Here is a 20,051-nt window from a genome sequence, read left to right as displayed (position 1 = left end):
GTGTCCGAGAGGGTCGGGAACGTTACGCCAACCGGGCCCGGTGTGACGTGCATCACGTCGGAACGGATTCGGCGGAGTGGCGCGGCCGCACCCACCCTGGGTGGCGGGACGGTCACCCACGGGTGATTACGGCCAGCACTCGGGGTGCTTATCTCCCGAACCTGCGCGATGGACAGTAGAACCTGTCATTGCGAGGAGGAGGGAGGCGGCATGTCGATCGAGAGCAATGCCCAAGCCCTGGTCCAACGTAGAACCACAGTCTCGGCTGACGACGGTGTGTCGCTTGCGGTTCGCGAGTACGGCCCCACCGACGCCCCCGTGACGATCGTCCTTCTGCACGGTCATTGCCTGAGTTCCGAATCGTGGAGCTTGGTGCGGGAGGAGCTGACGCGACAGCACACCGACGCCAGGATCGTCAGCTACGACCACCGCGGCCACGGCGATTCCGACGTGGCGCCCGCTTCGACTTACACCGTCGAGCAGTTAAGCCGCGACCTCCACGCGGTGCTCGACGCCGTCGCCCCCACCGGTCCGGTCGTCCTGGTCGGACACTCCATGGGTGGGATGACTGCGCTGACCTACGCCCGCCAGCATCCGCACGAGATCGGCACCCGCATCGTCGGGATCGGCTTGATCGCAACCGCAGCGAGTGGTCTGGCCGACGCGGGATTCGGCCGACTGCTGCGCGCCCCGGTCCTGTCCTGGATCCAGCAGGCCGTACGCCTGGCACCGACATCCATGGAGCAGGTGAAGCGACTCGGGAGCAAGGTATTCGCACCGGTCATCCGCGGGGCCGAATTCGGCGACCGGAAGGTCAGCCCACGCGCCCTCGCGCTTGCCCTCGCGATGCACGACGAGACTCCGATCGTGACGATGACCAGCTTCCTGGACTCGTTCACGACCTACGACGAGTCCGGGATGTTGCCCGCTCTCTCGGCGATTCCCACGCTCGTGCTGTGCGGTTCCGCGGACCTGATGACGCCGCCCACCCATTCGGTGTCGATCGCCGCACAGGTCGAGGACGTCGATTTCGTCTGCGTCGACGGCGCCGGCCATTCGGTGATCCTCGAACAGCCGACCGCGGTTGCCGACGCGATCGCTCGCCTCGTGACCCGGATCGGCGGCTCCGAGACCGCAGAAGACGCGAACCTGGTACTTACCGCCTAGCCCTGCGTGAGCCGGGCTACCAGGTCGACGTAGCCCTGCTTGGCGTCGGCGCTACTCGTACCCGCCAGCTTGGCCCAGGCGTCGTACTTGGCGCGTTTGACCATGTCCAGCCGACCGGGCCGCTTGCCCTCGACGTCACCCTTCGACCCCTGCTTGAACAGCGCGTACAGCTGCAGCAGCTGATCGTTGTCCGGCCGCGAAGTGAGCTTGTTGACGTTCTCCTGTGCATCGGCAAACGCCTGATCTAACTCCGGCATGGCACCCCTGGCTCTCGGACGGACGATTCGACGCAATCGTAACCGCCGGAGCCGATGGCGGCTGGTTCACCGCGCATACCTTCCCAACGGTGCCTGCGGCCGGTCAGCAAAATGAGCTGCCGATTATTCGAATACCAGTAGCGGTTTGCCCCCATGCGCGGGAGCTTCGGCCAAATAGACGGCTTCGCCGAACTTTTCGACGGGAATCGTCTGACCCTCCGGCACGCGCAGCACGCCACTGTCGGCGAGCTGAAGTGTCCGGTCGATCGCTGCGGCCATCCGATCCTTCGGGGTCTCGGTCAACCAGCGGAACAGCCAGAACCCCCGAACGGTCTTGGTTTCATAGATCAGTGAGCGCGCGAAGAGCGGGATGGTGAGTTTGTCGGCATCGGTTTGGCGGTGCGTGGACAGCGCACCGTAGACGATCAGCTCACCGTGCGGTGCCAGCGCACGCGAGATGTCTGCGCCTAGCTGACCGCTGACGCAGTCGATCGCCTTGGACACGCCGTCGCGGCCCGCTATGTCGGCAATCCGTTCGCGTACGTCCTCGTCCTCCGTGCAGATCACGGCGGTGCCGCCCAACGCGAGGATGTCCTCGACTGCGGATCGACGGCGGACCACGTTGAGGGTCTTGAAGCCGACGTGCGCTCCGAGTTGGATGACCGACTGGCCCACGGTTGAACCGGCCGCCGTCTGCAGGAGCCATTCACCCGGTCGAACATCGAGTTCGTCACCGGTCAAGATCACGGCGGTGAGCGGGTTGGCGAGAAGCTGGGCGGCAGTGGAATTGCTCATGCCGGCGGGAACAGGCAAGACCCGCTCGGCTTCGGCAACGACATACTCCTGCCACGTGCCCGTGACTCCGATCGTGATGACGCGTTGCCCGACGGTCAGACCGTCTGCACCGCTACCGAGTTCGTCGATCACACCGACGGATTCGATTCCGGGCACGGTGGGGAACTCCGGGGTGAATCCGTATCGGCCGCGGATGGTGTGGAGATCGCTGGCATGGACAGGTACCGCTGCCACCCTGATCCGGACCTCTCCGGGACCCGGCTCCGGAATCGGGCGGGTCTGCAGGTGCAGAACCGCGGACGGTTCGCCCAGCATGTCGGCAACGACCGACCGCATGGTCCTCATCTCTCGGCGCTCCTTCGGTCGAATCCAGATCTCACCCGGCGCGCGTGTGCACGGCGGCGGCCGCGCCCTGTGACGGCCATGATTCGAATCGGCGCGGCCCAATCGGGCGCTACAAGCTCCAATGCTGCCACCGCGGCCGGACAAACGGTGCGAGGATCGGGCCCGGATTCGGTGGGGATCGTCAGTCGAGATGGCCGAGTTGCCCGACCATGTAGGTCACGGCGTTGTCGATCTTGCGGCGCCAGAGCCGCGTCACTTCTTCGGGATCCTGGGCCTCGAGAGCCCGCATTATCGCGGTGTCGTCGGCGACGATCTCGTCGACCGAGTACGCGTATTCGAGACCGAGAATCGAGACGAACATCCGCAACTGCAGCGACAGGCGGACGAACATCTTCTCGATCCTCGGCATGTCGGCCGCGGCGGCGAGGGCGTCCTGCCACCGTATGTCGGCGTCGCCGGTGCCGGCAACGTCGTGCATTTCCGCGTGCCGGACGAGGTCGTCGAGCGCGTCTTTCGCCGCGGTCAGACGGGATGATCCGTTCGTGGCGACGCGGCGGAGCAGCAGGGCTCCGAGGGGGCCTCGGGCGGTATAGGTGTCGTAGACGTCGCGCGGGGTGGGGAGTGGCACGTACGCCCCGCGGTGCGGCTCGAGTTCGATCAGTCCGTCCTCGGCGAGGATCTTCAGGGCGTCCCGGATCGGACCGCGGGAGACACCGAGCCGGGTGGCGAGAGGCTGTTCGGCGATGCGCTGCCCCGGCCGGAACGCGCCGGTGGCGAGCGACTCACGGAGCGCGTCGACCACTGCCGATGCCAATCTCGGTGAGGGGGAACGCGGCTGGTCGTCGTCGGTTGCGGATCGGCGAGAAGCGCGGGTGGGTGAGGCGCGGACCCAGAAGAATGGTGTGGTCGGTTGTTCCGCCCACCGCCGCACCTCGTGTGCGAGTTCGAGCAGTCCGGGCGTCTGCCGAGGGTCGAGGACAGCGGTGATCGAGTTCAGTTGCGCGAGCCACGAGTCGGGGCCGACTTCGTACACACCGAAGCGGGGATGCCGGTCGAGCCAACGGTGCACCCGGGGCGGTGACGGACGATCGGCGAGCACGGTGATCGGCCGATCCGGCGGCACCGCGGAATCGACCTCACCCAACGCGGTCAACAGCGTGGGGGAGATGTCGTTCCCGGAGGCCGGGGTGTCGCGAGGGAAGGCGAAACGAGCCGATAAGAGGACGCGGACGGATTCGGGGAGCGCACTCGACTGTCTGCTGCGCGGTCGTGCGGCGGGCGTCGCCGGCGGGTGGAAGACGAGAACCCGCACACGGGGATCGATGAGGACGGCCGCGAGCACCATCGAGTTCGACGAGTCCAGGACCGCACGTGAGACGAGGTCGGGCCGATCTGCGAACCACTGGTGCCGAACCCGGCTCACCGCCGCCTGATTGGTGCCGAGTGCGTCGGCGATCGTGCGTGTCGTCCACCCCCGGTCCGGTGGTCGCTGCAGCGGCATACGCAAAATCGCACGGTGCACGTCGTCCCCTGCGGCGATCGGACGACCCGGCCGCGGCAGGTCCGCGAGCCCCGGGAGGCCGTCCGTGTCGAATCGGGTCCGCCATTTCAGCGCCGTGTTGCGCGAGACCCCAAGGGAGCGAGCAACAGTGGAAATCGACTCCTCGGAACTCGCGAGAACGATGCGGGCGCGCAGGGCCAACGCCTGAGGCGTGGTCGGCGCCGACACCAGGCGCTCGAGGGCGCGTCGTTCCGCCTCGGACAGTGGCACGTGAGCACCCCCTTCCCCGCGATCGACTCACAAATAATAGAGCAGGTCTCGCCGCTGATGAGCTGGCATGTTGCACTGTCCGCCTGCTCAGGTATTTATGAATCACACACGAAGGAGGTGACCGTTTCGATCCGAGTCGAATGGCCAATAAACGGGCGGCGAATGCATACTCACCGCAATCAGCTCAGGAGAACCGATGGACCAGCCACCTCACGCCCGGACAGCGTCTTTCCTCGTCGACGACGCCCCGTTGCTGCCCTTCCACAAACGGCTCGCGCTCCACGCCGGCGGGGGACCCTTCCTCGACGGGTACGTGCTGAGCATCATCGGCATTGCCACGGTGCAGATCACGCCGCAGTGGGGTCTGAGTTCGGCGCAGCAGGGCCTCATTGCCGCCTCGGCGACGATCGGCATCTTCCTCGGATCGCTCCTCGGCGGTCGGCTCACCGACCGCTTCGGCCGCCGTCGTCTCTACGCGTTCGATCTGACCGCCGTCGCCGTCTTCTCGGTCGCGCAGTTCTGGGTCGAGGGCTTCTGGTGGTTGTTCCTGCTCCGGGTTCTGATCGGCGTGGCGATCGGGGCGGACTACCCCGTGGCCGCCTCACTACTGACCGAGTTCACCCCGAAAAAATATCGGGGCCCGTTCATCGGTTCCCTCACCGTGATGTGGTTCCTCGGTGCCGCGTCCGCGTATCTGGTCGGGGACCTCGTCAGCGGCCTCGGTGATCAGGGGTGGCGGTGGGTGCTGGCCAGCGCCGCGGTACCGGCAGCCCTGGCCGTGCTCGCCCGCGCCGGAACACCGGAGTCACCGCGCTGGCTCGCCGGCAAGGGACGCGTCGCCGAGGCCGAGGCGATCGTCACGAAAGTCTTCGGCCCCCACGCCGCACTCGAGATCGAGTCCGGGCGCTCCGCCGGGGCAATCGGCCCGCTCCGGAAGTCGGGCTACCTCGGACGGATCGCCTTCGTCACCACCTTCTGGACGGCGTCGGTGGTGCCGCTGTTCGCGGTGTACGCCTTCGGGCCGAGGATCCTCGCCGGTCTCGGCCTCGACGGGCGGGTCGCGAACATGGGGTCGGCTGCCATCACGATCCTGCTCCTGGTCAGCTGCGTCATCGCGCTCACCGCCATCAACAAGCTGGGTCGCCGCACCCTGCTGATCCACAGCTTCGCGTGGTCCGGCCTGACGCTGCTGCTGTTGGGATTGTTCCCGGGCAGTCCGGTACCCGTCATCCTGTGCCTGTTCGCGACGTACGCGATATTCACCGGAGGCGCCCAGGTTCTTCAGCTCGTGTACCCCAACGAACTCTTCCCCACCGAAATCAGGGGCAGTGCCGTGGGATTGGCCTCGTCACTGAGCCGGGTCGGTGGGGCGATCGGTACCTACATGGTCCCGATCGCCCTGGACCGCTGGGGCATCGGCCCGACCATGCTCGGCGCCGCCGCGATCGCCGTGATCGGCCTCGCGGTCAGTGCCGCCTGGGCGCCCGAGACCCGCGGTAAGTCCCTCGCCGACTCCACGCGACTCTGACGGCAGCGTCGGCCCGTTCACCAGGGGTGCCGGCGTTTCGGGGAGGTGATTTTCGAGAACTCTCGACTGTCCTCCCCGCTCGTGAAAGGTGCGCGGTCGCGACCGTGAATACCGACGTCGTCTACCTGTTCGCCGGTGTGGCGCTGCTGCTCGCGGCGACCGTTCCGCGCATCATGCGCAACCGTGCCGTGTCGGCACCACTAATGGTGCTCGCGGTCGGAGCCGTGGTCGGGGTGTTCCTCGGCAACGCCGATCTGGTGTCGCCGGTGGCGCATCCCGCGGTGGCCGAGCACGTGAGCGAGGCGTGTGTCATCGTCGCGCTGATGGGTGTCGGCCTGGCGATCGACCGGCCGCTCGGCGTGCGGACGTGGAATTCGACGTGGCGGCTGCTGGGCATCGCGATGCCGCTCGGAATCGCCGCGGTCGCCGTGCTCGGCTGGTGGGCGGCGGCGCTCACACCGGCGGCGGCGCTGCTGCTCGGTGCCGTGCTCGCCCCGACGGATCCGGTGCTGGCCTCCGACGTCCAGGTGGAGGGACCGTCGTCGGGGGAGGGTTCGGACCGTGAGGACGACGAGGTGCGGTTCGCCCTGACGTCGGAGGCGGGACTCAACGACGCTCTCGCGTTTCCGTTCGTCTATCTGGCATTGTTCCTGATCACGAAGGGTCCGGCCGGGGACTGGATCGCGCACTGGTTCCTGTGGGAGTTGGTCGGCAAGACCCTGCTGGGCGCGGCGATCGGCGCGGTCGCCGGGTACGTGCTCGGGCGGGCAGTGTTCCATTTCCCGATTCCGCATGCGCGGCTGGCCGAGAGTGGTGAACCGATCGTCGCGCTGGCCGCCACGTTCGCCGTGTACGGGCTCACCGAACTCGTCGGTGGGTACGGCTTTCTCGCCGTGTTCGCGTGTGCGGTCGCGCTCCGCCGGATCGAGCGGGCGCATTCGTATCACGCCGAGATGCATCGTGTGATGGAACAACTCGAGCACGTCCTGACCCTCGCGGTGCTGCTGTTGCTGGGCGTCGCCCTCACGTCGGGCCTGCTGGACGATCTGACCTGGGGTGGGGTCCTCGTCGCGGTGGCGCTCGTGGTCGTGATCCGTCCGGTCGTCGGGTGGCTGGCGTTGCTCGGTTGCCGAGAGATGACGGTCCAGGAACGGGGAGTGACCGCGTTCTTCGGTATCCGCGGCGTCGGCTCGGTCTTCTATCTCGCATTCGCCGCCGCGGTCGCGGGCATCGACCAGGAAAGCGTGTTGTGGTCGACCGCGGCATTCGCCGTGGTGCTGTCAGTGGTCGTCCACGGTGTCACCGCCACGACCGTCATGCGGGTGCTCGACCGCCGGCGGGGCGGCACCCGAAACGGTTGATGCCACACGGTCGACTTCATCGGCGAGGTTCGTGGATCCGGGGTGAGTCCCTGGTGAACAATCGCTGAATTCGCGGAGTTCGGCACGTGGGGGCGTTTCATCCGGCGGCAGGCCTGGGTAGTCGCGGGAGCGGCGCACCGTGCGCCGATTCGATGCCGTCACATGCCGAAGGGACGTAATACCGCATGAGCACATCTGACACGATGACCTTGCTGGCGCAGTTGCGTACAGTCCTCGACCTGACCCACACCGAGATCCAGCTCGCCGAAACCCGCACCGTCCAGGCCCGGACCGAGGCCGTGCGCCGGGAGCTGTCCGAGAACGCCGACAACGGCCGCGCCCGCGCCGAAGCCATCGAGGCCGCCATCCGCGAACTCGGCGGCGTTCCGGAACTGATCGGCCCATTTCTCGGGCGCGCCGGCGCTGCTGTGAAGGCGGTGGTCGAGCAGGCCCAACCGTTCGACGAGGCCCTGCTCGGCGATCTCGCGCTCGAGCACCAACTCCTCGACCGTGCCCGCTACATCAAGGCACTCGCTGTCGCGGCGCAGAAGAAGGACGTCGAGAACTTGGCGTTCCGGCTGATCGCCGCCCATTCGGCGACCGTGGATTGGCTGACCACCGTCCTCGCCGAGGAGGCCTTGGGCGGACCTGCGGCGCTCCGCCGCACCCCACTGCAGGCGGCCGCGGGAACGGCGGTGCGGCTGGTCAACGCACCGGTCGCCTGGTCGGCCCGCGGCTTGGACCGGGCCCTCGACACCGTCCGCGCAACCCCACCGGCGCTCAGCGAGTTACTGAGCAGGGGCGCGCACGCCGGCGACGTCGCTGTCACCACGCTGGCCGCATCCCGCGACGCCGCCCTCGAGACCGCGGAGCAGGTCACCCGCCGCGAGGGGGCCGACGGGGTCGCGGACGTTCTGCATTCTGCCCGCACCGCGGCGGGGGTCCTCGAACCCGGTGAACTGCCCGTCGACGGTTACGACACCCTGAACGTCTCGGAGACGGTCGCCGCGGTCAAGGAGCTGACCGAGCCGGCGGATGTGCGCGCCATCGTGGCGTACGAGGAAGCGCACAAGAACCGGCAGGGTGTCGTCTCGGCCGCACAGGCTCGCCTGGCCGCGATCGCTCAGGAAGTTGCCGGCCTCAGCTGACCGGGCCCGCCGGGTCCAGGATTCCGGCCGCCTGCCGACGGGTCAGGTGTGAGACTCGAGGGGTGACGAGCCGACCCGATCGTGGTCCGCGGCGCGCCGGGGATGCGGCGGGCGGCGACAGTGTGCGCACTGTGGTCATTGCGTTCGGCGCCAATTTCGGAGTGGCGATCGCGAAGTCGGTGGCGGCGATGGTGACCGGGTCCGCCTCGATGGTCGCTGAATCCGCCCACTCCTGGGCGGACACCGGTAATCAGGTGTTTCTCCTCATCGCCCATCGTCGGAGTACCCGGGCGGCCGACGCGGCCCGACCGCTCGGGTACGGGCGTGAGGCGTATGTGTGGTCACTGCTGGCCGCCGTGGGACTGTTCGTCGCGGGTGGCTCGGTATCGGTGTGGCACGGGGTGACCGAGCTGCTCGGCGCGTCGAGTGTCGGTGAGGACTATCTGGTCGCGTACGTCGTGCTGGCGATTGCCTTCGTTCTGGAGGGCGCGTCGCTGCTGCGGGCGATCAAACAGTTGCGTGCCGAAGCCGACAGCCACGATCGCGACCTGTTCGACTACGCCCTCGAGACGTCCGACCCGACGGTGCGTGCGGTCTTCGCCGAGGACAGCGCCGCGATCATCGGCATCGTCATCGCCGCCGCCGGTATCGGGCTCCACCAGCTCACCGGGGCCGCCGTCTGGGATGCGAGCGGGTCGGTCCTCGTCGGTGTGCTGCTCGGCGCGGTCGCGGTCGTCCTCATCGACCGCAACCGCCGATTCCTCACCGGTGAACCGGGTTCCGCGGAACTTCGGGAGGCGGCAATCGCTCGGATCGAAGCGCTCCCGGAGGTGGCGACGGTGCGGTTCGTACGCCTCGAATACCTCGGGCCGAGGCAGCTCTTTATCGTCGCGAGTGTCGATCTCGTCGGTGACAAGGCGGAATCGCACGTCGCACGGACCTTGCGGAAGCTCGAAGGTGAACTCGAACGCCACCCGCAGATCGTGGATGCGGTACTCACCGTTGCGGACCCGGACCCGTCGGACATCGATGGTGACTCCCGGACCGGTGAGGAGAGGTAGCGGGCCGGAGGACCGGGTCAGTCGTGACCGTTCTTGTTCCAGAACTGATGGGTGAGCCCGCTGGGGGAGGCGACGGTCTCGATGGTGAAGCGGTCTTCGATGCCGTCCAAGCCTTCCCAGAGGGATACGCCACGCCCGAGGGTGATGGGCACGATCACGAGGTGCATGAAGTCGATCAGGTCGGCTGCCAGAAACTGCCGCACGATCGAGGGGCCTCCGCCTATCCGGACGTCCTGACCGTCGGCAGCGTCCTGGGCCAGGCGCAGCACCTCGTGGGGTGACGCATCGACGAAGTGGAAGCTGGTTCCGTTCGGGAAGTCGATGCTGGGGTGCGGGTGGTGGCTCAGGACGAACACCGGTGTGCGAAATGGCGGTTCGTCGCCCCACCAGCCTCGCCACCCGTCGTCGGGCCATTCGCCGGTCTGGGGCCCGAACTTGCGACGGCCCATGATCTCCGCGCCGATGCCTTGACCCCACAGGCTGGTCACGGCGCGGTCCAGGGTGATCGGGTCGTCAACCCGGTCGACGCCGTGGATGACGCGTCCGTCGAACGAGCCGAACAGCCGTTCGGCACCGCCGATCGGAGCGTCGAACGTCACGTGCTCGCCTGCGGCGTAGCCGTCGAGAGAGATGTTCATGTTGTGGATCCGGGTGCGGGGCACGGGCGACTCCTTCGATGATCGGATGGACCGGGATACGAATGGACAGACCGGACGAGCCGGCCGAACTCATCGCGGAACGACGAAAATCGTGTTCCGTCGGCCGACGTGAGTACGTTCGATCCGTCAGCCAACGCGGACACCCTGGCTGGCGAGGAACTCGCGGGCACGACCCAGTTGGCGGTCGGTCGAGAAGGTGAACCACTGTTCGACGAGGCTCTCCTGGTGGACGATGTCGCGGAACCGGTGAAATGCGCCCTTGCCCTCGATCGCCCGCAACAGCCGATCCCGCAATGCCGCATCGTGATGCCGCTCGGCGAAGGCCGCCATGTCGCGCCAGCCGTCCCGGGAGCCGGTGTAGTCGAACCGGAGCCAACGGTCGGGCTCTTCCTCCACGTCGACGGCGGCGTCCTCCCCGACCATTGCCGGGTCGGTGAGGCAGTCGTCGTACACCTCCCCGGTGCGCAGGTCGACGTAGCCGCCGGTCGACATAGCCGGATCCCCCTCCAGTTCGGAACCGAGCATCTCGAGGTCGACCGGCACCACCCGCCCCGCGAGCGGCTCGCCGCGCAAACACGCGAGCAGGTCTTCGGCCAGCACCTCGTCACCGGCACCGGCGCGCCACGTCAGCCGGTTGACGACCGACAGCGCCACCGACTCGGCCTGCTCCCGTCGCTGTTCCAGTGCCATCGGTATGCCGGCCCCCACCTGTTGCAGCGCGTCGTCGACGTCGCGTCCCCGCACCGCGGCGAGGAAGCGGGCTGCATCTGCTGTCGCGATGGCTCCGCGCAACTCGGACAGGTCGAGCGGGGCGACCTGGTCGAGTCCGGGCCACGCGTGCAACATCATCGGATGCGGATGGGCGGGTCTGCTCGGCGCCCGGCTCTGCCCGTCGTCGTCGGCCCACCGGCGCCCGTACTGATCGGGGATGCTTCCCCAGCCCCAGTAAGGCAGGGGCTTTTTCGGCGCGATTCCCAGAACTTCGATGGGGTCGACCTTGTCGTCGCCGACCACACAACGGTGGGTCCAGTCATCGCCCAGGTCGAACGTGAACTGGAACTCCGCTCCGGGCACCAGGAGCCGAGCGACCTTGGCCGTCTCGATGTCCACCGGCTCCGTGATGGGCCCTCCGCGCGACCCGGCCATCTCGGCCCCCGTCTCCGCGTCGGTGACCACTCGTCCATCGGCGAGGGTGAACATCGACAGATGAGACCTGTCCCAGCGGGCGAAGGCGTCGTTGACGGCATTCGCGAGGTCCACGAAGGTGTGCGACGGCCCGACCGCGAAAACCCGGCCGGGCCACGGCCACAGTTCCTCGCCGCGCCCGCCGAGCAGTTCCACTGTCACCGACAACCACGTTCGTGCCATCTCCCGAGGATGGCACGCGAACCGCGGCGCGTCAGGTCATAGCCGCAGACGCGCCCGCTTCGATGGTGTCAGGCGCAGTCCCGGCAGATCAGCTCTGCACCCGGGGCGAGCCGGCTGCGGTGATGCACCAGGAAGCAACTGGTGCAGGTGAATTCGTCGGACTGCTTGGGGATGACGCGGACGGTGAATTCCTCGCCGGACAGGTCGGCGCCGGGCAGGTCGAAGGATTCGGCGGGGTCGGTGTCGTCGATGTCCACCGCGGGTGATTGGGAGTCTTTCCTGCTGGCGGTCAACTGTTCGAGCGACGTGTCCGTCGACTCGTCGGAATCGGTGACTCTGGGGGCGTCGTAATCGGTGGCCATAACTGTTCAACCTCGTGATCTGCGTGTTCTGACCGCGCCAGGGTAGAGCCCCGTGCGGCACGGGGTGCGCCCGGGGGGTGTGACGGCCCTCGCAAAGGGCCAGGTCAGGGTCGCCGGCCGCGAGGCGCCGGGATTGGATATTCCCGGTGGTGGGTCCTATTCCGTTGGGGGCGACGCGCGGTCGCAGGTTCGGTCACAATCACGGCCGGATCTGTCACGATTCTTTCGTAAATGATCTTGCTGTGATCGATGCCCGGTCGGATGGGACCGCATCGGAATCGTCTTTCGAGGGGGAAGGGTTCGTTATGCATCGCTATCGTCAGCTGTTCCTTGTTCTCGGGTTCGTGTTGTCGGTTCTGTTCGCCGAAGGGGCGGTCGCCGGTGCGGCGCCGGGGTCGTCGGCCGGTTCCAGTGATCTTCTCGGCGGGCAGGGCTGTTCGACGGAGTTGTTCGACGGTGACCGGAGGCTCGGGCCGCAGACGCTGTCGGATCTGTTCCCGGTTGCGGAGCAGCTGGCCGGATACCAGCGCACCGGCGAGCTCACGGCCGATCAGTTTCTGAGCAAGTACTGGGATCCGGCCGTGGTTCCGGCGGGTTCCTTCAAGTACCCGCCGAAGAGCGGTTACGTCCTCGACGGCAGTGGCAATCCTCAGCGGGTGCAGGGGCAGTTGGATGTCGGCACGCTGATCGACCGGTACGGCAGCGAAGGCGGCAACTTCCTGGCCCCGGCCGGCGCGAGTTACACCTCCCGCGCGCTTCCGCCGGTCAACCTGGTGTCCGATCCCGCGGACTTCTGCAACTACCACGTCTACGTCGTGACCAAGCCCCTTCCCCTGTACACCGGTCCTATCGCACCGTGGTTCGAGCAGCAGGGGTTGGGAACGCAGTTCGAGGTGGTGCCCGAGTTGCTGCCGCAGGTCGTCGAATGCGGGACGAAGGTCGATGTCAGCTGGTTGCGGTGCGCCGGGTATGTGCGCAGCGTGTACCCGCTGCAGTGATGTGCACGTGGTTGATCCGTTGAAAGACGATCTGCTCGATCACGATATGCGTCGGCGGATTCTGGAGGTGACGGAGCGGATGGGTGCGCGCCCGGAGGACCTGCCGGCGCTCGGGCAGGCGCACGAGGACGCCCGTCCGTTCTGCTGGACCGCTCCCGAGGGCGGGTGGCATCTGACCGTCCGGGAACGCGATCGGGTGCTGTCGGATCGGCACACCACCGACCCGGACGAGTTCGTGTCCTGGGTTGCGGAGTCGGTGTCCGAGCGCGTCGCCCTGCGTCTGCATCCACCGGAGCAGCCCGGTTTCCGGGCCGCGTCCTGGCGGGCGCAGTACCGGTTGCTGCGCGGCATCGAACCGGCGTGGGCCGATGCCTGGCTTGCCGCGACCCGGTCGGCGTTGACGGCCGCCGGCGTCGATCGGGCCGTCCTGGACATGTTGCCGACACCCCCGTAGGTCGTCAGTTACCGGCCGCCGCCGTGGTCACGCTCAGGTCGAGGGTCCAGTTCTGGCCGACGAGGTCGTGGCCGAAGCTGTGGTGTGGTTCCTGATCGGTGAGGACGAACCCGGCAGCCTCGTAGATTCTGCGGGCCGACGCCAGCACGTCGTTGGTCCACAGTGTCACCTGCCGGTAGCCGGCGTCGCGGGCGAAGGCGACGCATCGCTCGACCAACCGGGACCCGACGCCGAGACCGCGGGCGGTCGGGGCGACCAGCAGGATCCGTAGTTTGGCGACCGCGGGTTCGTCGCCGGCGACGCAGAGGACGCAACCCACGCGTTCGCCGTCGACCTCGGCGATCCAGGCGCTTTCCCGGGCCGGGTCGTGGCCGGTGGCGTAGTCGGCGACGATCTGCGCGACCAGTGCCTCGAAGTTTGCGTCCCATCCGAACTGCCGGTGGTAGATCTCGCCGTGGGCCATCACGGTCCAGCCCAGATCGCCGGGGCGGTCGGCCTGGCGCACCACGACTTCCGGTCGCTGGGGTGGTTGCGAAGTCATGGTTTCCTTCCCGGAGCGCGATAATCGGCGCTCACTGACACGACTGTTTCAGTGGAGGTAGGCTACCGCTGTGACCAGGGAAACGACAACCCCGTCCGCGCGGCAGACCGAGTTGCTCGACGCCGCCTACCGCTACGCACTCGAGCACGGGTTGGCCGATCTGTCGCTGCGTCCGCTGGCGTCGACGATCGGCTCGAGCCCACGGGTGCTGATGTTCTTGTTCGGCAACAAGGACGGCTTGGTGCGCGCACTGCTGGCGAAGGCCCGCAGCGACGAACTGGCGATGCTGGACCGACTCGGGCAGGCCGCGGGTGCTGAGCCGATCGGGCTGCCTGCGGCGGTCGAGCGGGTGTGGGAGTGGCTGGCCGCCGAGGAGCATCGACCGCTGCTGCGGTTGTGGACGGAGGCGTACGCCCGCTCCCTCGTCGAACCGGACGGTGCGTGGGCCGGGTTCGCCCGCTCGACGGTCGACGACTGGCTCGCCGTCCTCGCCGCATGCCAACCGCAGCTCGAAAAGGAAAGCGAGGCCGGTGCGGTCCGTCGCACCGCGGCGTTGGCTGTGCTGCGGGGCGCCCTGCTCGATCTCCTAGCCACCGACGACCGGCCGCGCGTCACCGCCGCGGTCCGGCACCAGCTCGCCTCGCTGTCCGCGGATGCGGAGCAGTGACACGCGACAGGCGCGGAACTCGTTGATCCGTCGAATAATTCAGGCGCAGTAGACGACTGGGACGTACAGCTAGTCGTCCTCTTGCAGCTCGACGAGGGCGAGCGCGGTGTCGACCGCGCTCGGGTTCTGAGCCAACGGACGCGGCAGCAGTTCGTCGACTCGTACGAGCCGTCGGTCGATGGTGTTCCGATGTGCAAACAGCTTCTCGGCCGCCCTGGAAATGCTGAACTGCTCCGCTATGAAGACCCGCACCGTGTGGCGCAGCATGCGGTCGGCGGTCGCCAGATCACCGAGAATGTCGGTGATGAACAGCTTTACTTCCGGGACGTCGGACGACAGCAGGGAGATCAGCTGGACGTCCTCGAATCGCACGGTTCGGCGGTGGGATCCGAGTCGTGACAGCAGATTTTGCGCTGCGGCTGCGTCGAGATGGCTGCGCCGAAAGCCGTTGACATCCGTGCCGCACCGGCCGAGGGCAATGCGAACTCCGGGGATGTCCGCGACGATTGCGGCGAGGTCGGCCTCGGACGGCACACCGGTCACCGGTAGCCACACCCACAGTGCAGTGAGGCTGGTAACCAGGGTCAACCGCCGCTCTGCACCGCACAGGCGCATGAGATGCTCGGCCGCCAGCTCGAGCCCGTCGACCTGATCCTCCGCGTCCACCCACACGATCGCGGCGAGGTGGTGTCCGGTCAGTGCGTAACCGAGCTGCGCTTCTGCCCGGCTTCGGGCGATCGGCGCCCCCTGGAGCAGCAGTTGCACCATCGCGAGACGCTGAATCAGCGGTCCGCGAGCGAGCTCGGACCGGACCTCGCTGACGTGAGCCGACACGGCGGCCCTCGAATCGTCGAAGTAGGCCATGAGTGAGCTCGCTGAGATCGCGACCAGCTCTCGCAGGTCCTCGAGATTGTCCGTGGTGTCGAAACACGCCCTCAGCCACCAGTTCCACGTGACGTTCTGCGATGCGCGCCAGGCGTCGACTTCATCGGTGTCGACGCCGCGCAGCACCAGATCACGCGAATACGTCAGCAGGTCCGGGATGAAAGTCGGCTCGACCGGATGCCCCGGGTGGTCGATGTTGGCCACGAGCCAGTGAGCCAAGGTCGAGTGGGTGAAGCGTCGATCCAGCTCGGCAAGCATTGGGTCTTCGGCGAACGTCGGTTCCTTCAGGTTGCGCTGCCCGGCCTCCCACGCTTCGGCGGCGACGTCGGCCACGGTCGCCTGCATCTGCATGGCCAGGTTCCGGAACAGCTCGCGGACCCTCGGCGAGGGCGTCGGTCCGGCCTGGTCTGAGTCGTTCACCCGTGCCTCCTCGTCGGCGGATCCGAGGGCGTCGGTGCGTAGCCGGATCCGGCAGCGCGTTCATCGTAGTCGCTCATCCGGAGGCCGGCTGCGCCCCTGGGTGCGGGAGACGATCGGGGCGGGTGCCGCTAGGAGATCCCCTCGAATTGCCTTTGGCGGCGCCGGCGGTGAAACCGATCGCGCTGCTCGTCGAGGAGTATCAGGCCGTGATGGTCACGCCGGCTGTTTGCGCGCGTAATCGCATCCCGCACAGCGGCCGTATGCCGGTGCAGTTCGGTCGCGCGCCTGTCCGCGTTCTGATCACCGAGCAGTTGGGCGGCGGCGCGATCCCATTCGATCAGTGCCTCTTCGTAGGCGAGCCGGATCGGCGCTTGTTCGTCGAATCGGGTCAGCACGGCTTCGATGAATCGCAACGGGATACGCGACAGCCGGTAGTTGATTCGCAGCAGGCTCATCGTCGTACCGCGCAGGGTGACCACGATCGGCTCTGCGGGGGCGGTTGGTGAATGCGTCGGAGCTCCATTCGTCAGAGGATTTCGGTCAACCGGCCCGAGTATGTACGCGGCGCGCTGTGAGGACGCTGAGAGGCGTTGTCCCTCCGGTGGTGCCGACTGACGCAGGTTGTGCTCTCAGCGCCTCCACAGCGGCCGGCGTCGATACTGCGAACGTGAAACAGGCACTACCAATTCTCTCGCTTCCGAAGGCATCGGCGTATGGACACCACGACAATCTGATCGGACGAGCCCACGACGCCGCCGCCGACGTGCACCAGAGCACCGGCGCCGCCCTTGCAGTCTCGCTGCTGGTGGCCGGCGCAGCTGTTTTCCTGGCCGCAACCACCTGGCGCGCCGTGGCGGGCACGAACCGGCGGTCGGCGACACCACCGCTGATCGGCCTGCAGATCCTCGGGCTGACCGTGGCGTTCATCGCGCTGGCCTACCAGGTGAGGGCCGGCGCCTGGGTCACCACCGCGGACCCCGTCGTGCTGGGCTGGTTCGCCGATCACCGGTCGGAGTGGGTGACCGGCCCGGCGATCGCGATCACCGACGCCGGTGGCCCCGTCGGGACCGTCCTCATCGCAGTGGTGCTGGGGGCGCTGTTGTCCCGGCGGGCACGATCACTCGTCCCGGGACTGATTCTCATCGGGACCGTCGGGGCTGCCGCGCTCGCGTCGACTGTCACGAAATCCATTGTCGGACGGTCGCGCCCGCCGATCGTGTCCCAGGTACTCCTCGAGACCGACCACTCGTTCCCGTCCGGGCACGCGACGGGAGCGATGGTGTTGTTCACCATGGTCGCGGTCATCCTCGGACACGGGTCGCCGGCCGCCCGGCGCGGGCTGCTCCTTACCGGGGCGTTCACGGTGACCGTGGTGGTCGCGGTCACCCGCCTCTACCTCGGCGAGCACTGGCTCACCGATGTGATCGGCGGAATTCTCCTCGGCGGCCTCGCAGCCCTGATCGGTTCCGCGCTCTACGGCATCTGGACGCGGCGAGCCTCTGATCGCGTGCACAGTGCCTCACTGGTTGATCCCCCACACGCGGTCGACCCCACCGGCGCGACGACGACGGGACGGGCAGCATGAGGTCCTGGCGCGCCGTTCCGGCTTCTCGCCCGCGGGTGGCCGGTGGCGGAGGATGGCCCCATGAACAACGCACCTGTGTGGCTCACCCCGTCGCGGTGGGGGCTCGCCCTGCGTTCGGCCCTGAGCGCCGGCGCGGTGGTTGCGGTCGCATTGGTGCTCGGCGCAGCAGCCCTGTTGTTCGTGCTGGACCGGACCCTGTTGTCGGCCCTCGACGACGCCGCGACCGGCCGCGCCGCCGACCTCACCGTCGGACTGCGCACCGATCCGCCGGCCGACCTGGACAGTGAACTCTTCGACACCGACCAACGCATCGCCCTGGTGCAGGTCGTCGACACCGTCGGCGCGGTGGTGCGGTCCTCACAGGATGATCTCGGGCTCCCGGTCACCGGGGTGCATCCACCGGTGGGCGGTGCACCTGTCCGCGGTCTGGTCTCGCACGAGACGGGCGGCGCAGATCTGCGGACCACCGTGCAAGGGGCGCACGGGGTCGGCGGCGATTACACCGTGATCGTGGCCGCGAGTGAGGAGTCGGTGGAAGCAACCCTGGCCACGGTCGGCGGGCTCGTCGCAGCCGGAGCACCGGTCATCGCCCTCGTCGCGGCGGGAGTGACCTACAAACTGGTGCGCCGATCGCTGGGGTCGGTCGAACGCATCCGCACCCAGGTCGCCGCGATCTCGACCACCGACCTCGGTGAACGGGTCCCGGTACCGCGGCCACGCGACGAGATCGCCGCGCTCGCCCGCACGATGAACGACATGCTCGGCCGCATCCAGGCCGGGCACGCCGCCCAGCGCCGGTTCATCGCCGACGCCTCCCACGAACTGCGCAGCCCGCTGGCCACGCTGACCACCGCCCTCGACGTGGCCGATGCGCGGCCCGAAGTCCTGAACCGCGACCTGGTCCGCGGAACCCTGCGTCCCGAGACCACCCGCATGCAGCTTCTCGTCGACGACCTGGTGCTGCTCGCACGGGCCGACGAACTCGGATTGCCGCTGCGGGTCGCCGACGTCGATCTCGACGACATCGTCGACACCGAAGTCCGCCGCTCCCGCGCCGACACCACCGTCACGGTGACCGCCGCGCTCACCCCGGTCCGCATCCGCGGTGACGCCGCTCAGCTGTCCCGCGCGGTGCGCAACCTCGTCGACAACGCCGTCCGATTCGCCGCCACCACCGTGTCCATCGAGGTGTCCCGATCCGGCCACCAGGCGCGCGTCACCGTCGACGACGACGGACCCGGCATTCCCGAGTCCGATCGGGCGCGGGTGTTCGAGCGGTTCGTGCGACTCGACAGCGCCCGCTCCCGCGCCCACGGGGGCTCCGGACTCGGACTGGCGATCGTCGCAGAAATCGTGTCGGCGCATCGGGGTTCGGTGCGGATCGACACGGCCGAGCATGGTGGGACGCGAGTGGTGGTCACGCTTCCGGTGGAGGAGGGCTGTCCGGAGAGCCGGTCGTGAGTCGGTACCCGACTCCGCGCACCGTGTCGATCGTGCGGGTACCGAACGGGGTGTCGATCTTGCGACGGAGATACCCCACATACACCTCGACGACGTTTTCGTCCCCCGTGTAATTCGCGTCCCACACGTTCTGCAGAATCTCGCTCTTGGTGAGCGCGGTGTCCGGGTTCCGCATCAGGTACTCGAGCAGTCCGAACTCGCGGCGGGTCAACTGCAACTCCTCGGTCCCGCGGGTGACCCGGCGGCGGCCGGGATCGAGGCTCAGGTCGCCGGCGGTGAGCACCACCGGCCGCGTGGGTGCGCCGCGCCGGACCAGCGCCCGCAGCCGCGCGACCAGCACGACATAGGAGAACGGCTTCGTGAGATAGTCGTCGGCGCCGAGATCGAATGCGTCGGCCTCGTCGTACTCGCCGTCCTTGGCGGTCAGTATCAGGATCGGCGTCCAATTCTGCCTGGCCCGGATCTCTCGGACGACCTGATACCCGCTGATCCCCGGCAGCATGATGTCGAGCACGATCACATCGAACGATTCCTCGGTGGCGTGCCAGAGCCCGTCGGGTCCGGTGGCGGCGGTGACGACCACGAATCCTTCCAGCTCGAGGCCGCGACGGACCATCTGCGCCAGCCGGGGTTCATCCTCGACGACCAGCACCCTCATTGCACAGACCTGTGATCGACCACGTGACCACCGTATCCTGACCAAGCCCCGAGGTGTCGGAGAGTCCTGACGTCCCGTGGGAAGGCAGCGCTGTCCCGCGAGCTGTGTTGCGCCGAAACTGTTCGGAGAGAGAGCATTAACTGCTCGCGGTGTGGTGGGACGGTTCCGATGTGCGTCTGTCGTACCCCCTTGGCCGGTTGGGTCCTTCTGTCAACTGGCGAGTATGCACCCGACATCCTGTGGGAACGCTGAGAGGCGCCGGGGCGCGGGCGTGTCTGTGACTCCGCTGAGAATCGGCGTCCGGAAGTTCGCGGACAGCCTTGCGGTGGAATAGCATTCGGTCACTGATGATGATCGATGCAACCGATACGTCAGTGCACCGGGCTCTCATTCCCAGGCGAGAGATGAGCTCCGGTTCGTCGGCTCCCGCCGGCCGCGACCCCAGAGGTCGGCGGGAGCCGTCGGCATGCGCGCAGGAAGAGTAATCGCGCTGGTGGGGAGGGAGTTTCGGTTTTCTCCGTATCCCGAGCAGCAGGCCGAACCGCCGGTTACCCTCAGCT

At 67.8% G+C, this 20,051-nt stretch carries 20 protein-coding genes; 10 read left to right on the top strand and 10 right to left on the bottom strand.

Annotated elements, in window-relative coordinates:
- Window positions 1-210 precede the first annotated feature (210 nt).
- A complete protein-coding gene (locus JWS13_RS24420) occupies window positions 211-1,167 on the top strand; it encodes an alpha/beta fold hydrolase (RefSeq protein WP_206007979.1) in 957 nt (318 codons plus the stop codon).
- On the opposite strand, the gene JWS13_RS24415 is transcribed toward JWS13_RS24420, so the two are convergent.
- The 3 genes from JWS13_RS24415 to JWS13_RS24405 all read right to left on the bottom strand — a co-directional run bounded on the left by JWS13_RS24415 (window position 1,164) and on the right by JWS13_RS24405 (window position 4,335).
- Window positions 1,164-1,424, bottom strand: coding sequence for an acyl-CoA-binding protein (locus tag JWS13_RS24415; RefSeq protein ID WP_206007978.1), 261 nt, complete (start codon window positions 1,422-1,424; stop codon window positions 1,164-1,166). The genes JWS13_RS24420 and JWS13_RS24415 overlap by 4 nt on opposite strands.
- Window positions 1,425-1,547: 123 nt before the next feature.
- Window positions 1,548-2,564 carry a zinc-dependent alcohol dehydrogenase family protein gene (locus tag JWS13_RS24410; RefSeq protein ID WP_206007977.1) on the bottom strand — a complete coding sequence of 339 codons (1,017 nt, stop codon included), beginning with the start codon at window positions 2,562-2,564 and terminating at the stop codon, window positions 1,548-1,550.
- 181 nt (window positions 2,565-2,745) lie between these two features.
- Window positions 2,746-4,335: a GntR family transcriptional regulator gene (locus tag JWS13_RS24405; RefSeq protein WP_206007976.1), complete on the bottom strand. Its 1,590-nt coding sequence runs from the start codon at window positions 4,333-4,335 to the stop codon at window positions 2,746-2,748.
- Window positions 4,336-4,531: 196 nt separating this feature from the next.
- On the opposite strand from JWS13_RS24405, the gene JWS13_RS24400 reads away from it, so the two are divergent.
- The 4 genes from JWS13_RS24400 (at window position 4,532) to JWS13_RS24385 (ending at window position 9,433) form a co-directional block, all read left to right on the top strand.
- Window positions 4,532-5,863 carry an MFS transporter gene (locus JWS13_RS24400; RefSeq protein WP_206007975.1) on the top strand — a complete coding sequence of 444 codons (1,332 nt, stop codon included), beginning with the start codon at window positions 4,532-4,534 and terminating at the stop codon, window positions 5,861-5,863.
- 104 nt (window positions 5,864-5,967) lie between these two features.
- Window positions 5,968-7,224, top strand: a complete 1,257-nt coding sequence (locus JWS13_RS24395) for a cation:proton antiporter domain-containing protein (protein WP_259375272.1) — start codon at window positions 5,968-5,970, stop codon at window positions 7,222-7,224.
- A gap of 185 nt (window positions 7,225-7,409) precedes the next feature.
- Entirely contained in the window at window positions 7,410-8,372 is a 963-nt protein-coding gene (locus JWS13_RS24390; RefSeq protein WP_206007974.1) for a DUF8129 domain-containing protein, read from the top strand.
- Between the two features lie 62 nt (window positions 8,373-8,434).
- A complete protein-coding gene (locus tag JWS13_RS24385) occupies window positions 8,435-9,433 on the top strand; it encodes a cation diffusion facilitator family transporter (RefSeq protein ID WP_206007973.1) in 999 nt (332 codons plus the stop codon).
- A gap of 17 nt (window positions 9,434-9,450) precedes the next feature.
- Here the strand turns inward: JWS13_RS24385 and JWS13_RS24380 are convergent, their stop codons facing one another.
- The 3 genes from JWS13_RS24380 to JWS13_RS24370 form a co-directional block, all read right to left on the bottom strand.
- The gene (locus JWS13_RS24380) at window positions 9,451-10,095 is read right to left on the bottom strand and encodes a dihydrofolate reductase family protein (RefSeq protein WP_206007972.1); all 645 of its coding nucleotides are present in this window, start codon (window positions 10,093-10,095) and stop codon (window positions 9,451-9,453) included.
- A gap of 123 nt (window positions 10,096-10,218) precedes the next feature.
- Window positions 10,219-11,460: a UPF0158 family protein gene (locus JWS13_RS24375; RefSeq protein WP_206007971.1), complete on the bottom strand. Its 1,242-nt coding sequence runs from the start codon at window positions 11,458-11,460 to the stop codon at window positions 10,219-10,221.
- 68 nt (window positions 11,461-11,528) lie between these two features.
- Entirely contained in the window at window positions 11,529-11,822 is a 294-nt protein-coding gene (locus tag JWS13_RS24370; RefSeq protein ID WP_206007970.1) for a DUF4193 domain-containing protein, read from the bottom strand.
- Between the two features lie 305 nt (window positions 11,823-12,127).
- On the opposite strand from JWS13_RS24370, the gene JWS13_RS24365 reads away from it, so the two are divergent.
- The gene (locus JWS13_RS24365; protein WP_206007969.1) at window positions 12,128-12,820 is read left to right on the top strand and encodes a TNT domain-containing protein; all 693 of its coding nucleotides are present in this window, start codon (window positions 12,128-12,130) and stop codon (window positions 12,818-12,820) included.
- 7 nt (window positions 12,821-12,827) lie between these two features.
- Window positions 12,828-13,274 carry an Imm63 family immunity protein gene (locus JWS13_RS24360; protein WP_206007968.1) on the top strand — a complete coding sequence of 149 codons (447 nt, stop codon included), beginning with the start codon at window positions 12,828-12,830 and terminating at the stop codon, window positions 13,272-13,274.
- A gap of 4 nt (window positions 13,275-13,278) precedes the next feature.
- Here JWS13_RS24360 and JWS13_RS24355 read toward each other — a convergent pair whose 3' ends face one another.
- Window positions 13,279-13,815 carry a GNAT family N-acetyltransferase gene (locus JWS13_RS24355; RefSeq protein WP_206007967.1) on the bottom strand — a complete coding sequence of 179 codons (537 nt, stop codon included), beginning with the start codon at window positions 13,813-13,815 and terminating at the stop codon, window positions 13,279-13,281.
- Between the two features lie 70 nt (window positions 13,816-13,885).
- Between JWS13_RS24355 and JWS13_RS24350 the strand changes: the two genes are divergently transcribed.
- A complete protein-coding gene (locus tag JWS13_RS24350; RefSeq protein WP_206007966.1) occupies window positions 13,886-14,482 on the top strand; it encodes a TetR family transcriptional regulator in 597 nt (198 codons plus the stop codon).
- 69 nt (window positions 14,483-14,551) lie between these two features.
- Here the strand turns inward: JWS13_RS24350 and JWS13_RS24345 are convergent, their stop codons facing one another.
- Entirely contained in the window at window positions 14,552-15,787 is a 1,236-nt protein-coding gene (locus JWS13_RS24345; protein ID WP_241032283.1) for a PucR family transcriptional regulator, read from the bottom strand.
- A 128-nt stretch (window positions 15,788-15,915) separates the two neighbouring features.
- Window positions 15,916-16,266: a hypothetical protein gene (locus JWS13_RS24340; RefSeq protein ID WP_420855020.1), complete on the bottom strand. Its 351-nt coding sequence runs from the start codon at window positions 16,264-16,266 to the stop codon at window positions 15,916-15,918.
- A gap of 188 nt (window positions 16,267-16,454) precedes the next feature.
- Here JWS13_RS24340 and JWS13_RS24335 point away from each other — a divergent pair, with 188 nt between their 5' ends.
- The gene (locus JWS13_RS24335; protein WP_241032282.1) at window positions 16,455-17,372 is read left to right on the top strand and encodes a phosphatase PAP2 family protein; all 918 of its coding nucleotides are present in this window, start codon (window positions 16,455-16,457) and stop codon (window positions 17,370-17,372) included.
- A gap of 60 nt (window positions 17,373-17,432) precedes the next feature.
- On the top strand, window positions 17,433-18,833 hold the full coding sequence (locus JWS13_RS24330) for a sensor histidine kinase (RefSeq protein ID WP_206007965.1): 1,401 nt from the start codon (window positions 17,433-17,435) through the stop codon (window positions 18,831-18,833).
- On the opposite strand, the gene JWS13_RS24325 is transcribed toward JWS13_RS24330, so the two are convergent.
- Entirely contained in the window at window positions 18,790-19,491 is a 702-nt protein-coding gene (locus tag JWS13_RS24325) for a response regulator transcription factor (RefSeq protein WP_206007964.1), read from the bottom strand. The genes JWS13_RS24330 and JWS13_RS24325 overlap by 44 nt on opposite strands.
- Window positions 19,492-20,051: the final 560 nt, after the last annotated feature.

This window comes from Rhodococcus pseudokoreensis (genome assembly GCF_017068395.1).
Classification (GTDB): Bacteria; Actinomycetota; Actinomycetes; order Mycobacteriales; family Mycobacteriaceae; genus Rhodococcus_F; species Rhodococcus_F pseudokoreensis.
The sequence above is the reverse complement of the archived record's forward strand: the minus strand, read 5'-3'. Positions and strand labels throughout refer to the sequence as shown.

Bases quoted from the DNA above. Each gene is read 5' to 3' on its own strand.
- JWS13_RS24400 (WP_206007975.1), top strand. From the start codon at position 4,532: ATGGACCAGCCACCTCACGCCCGGACAGCGTCTTTCCTCGTCGACGAC.
- JWS13_RS24375 (WP_206007971.1), bottom strand. From the start codon at position 11,460: ATGGCACGAACGTGGTTGTCGGTGACAGTGGAACTGCTCGGCGGGCGC.
- JWS13_RS24390 (WP_206007974.1), top strand. From the start codon at position 7,410: ATGAGCACATCTGACACGATGACCTTGCTGGCGCAGTTGCGTACAGTC.
- JWS13_RS24355 (WP_206007967.1), bottom strand. From the start codon at position 13,815: ATGACTTCGCAACCACCCCAGCGACCGGAAGTCGTGGTGCGCCAGGCC.
- JWS13_RS24415 (WP_206007978.1), bottom strand. From the start codon at position 1,424: ATGCCGGAGTTAGATCAGGCGTTTGCCGATGCACAGGAGAACGTCAAC.
- JWS13_RS24365 (WP_206007969.1), top strand. From the start codon at position 12,128: ATGCATCGCTATCGTCAGCTGTTCCTTGTTCTCGGGTTCGTGTTGTCG.
- JWS13_RS24410 (WP_206007977.1), bottom strand. From the start codon at position 2,564: ATGAGGACCATGCGGTCGGTCGTTGCCGACATGCTGGGCGAACCGTCC.
- JWS13_RS24370 (WP_206007970.1), bottom strand. From the start codon at position 11,822: ATGGCCACCGATTACGACGCCCCCAGAGTCACCGATTCCGACGAGTCG.
- JWS13_RS24330 (WP_206007965.1), top strand. From the start codon at position 17,433: ATGAACAACGCACCTGTGTGGCTCACCCCGTCGCGGTGGGGGCTCGCC.
- JWS13_RS24420 (WP_206007979.1), top strand. From the start codon at position 211: ATGTCGATCGAGAGCAATGCCCAAGCCCTGGTCCAACGTAGAACCACA.
- JWS13_RS24325 (WP_206007964.1), bottom strand. From the start codon at position 19,491: ATGAGGGTGCTGGTCGTCGAGGATGAACCCCGGCTGGCGCAGATGGTC.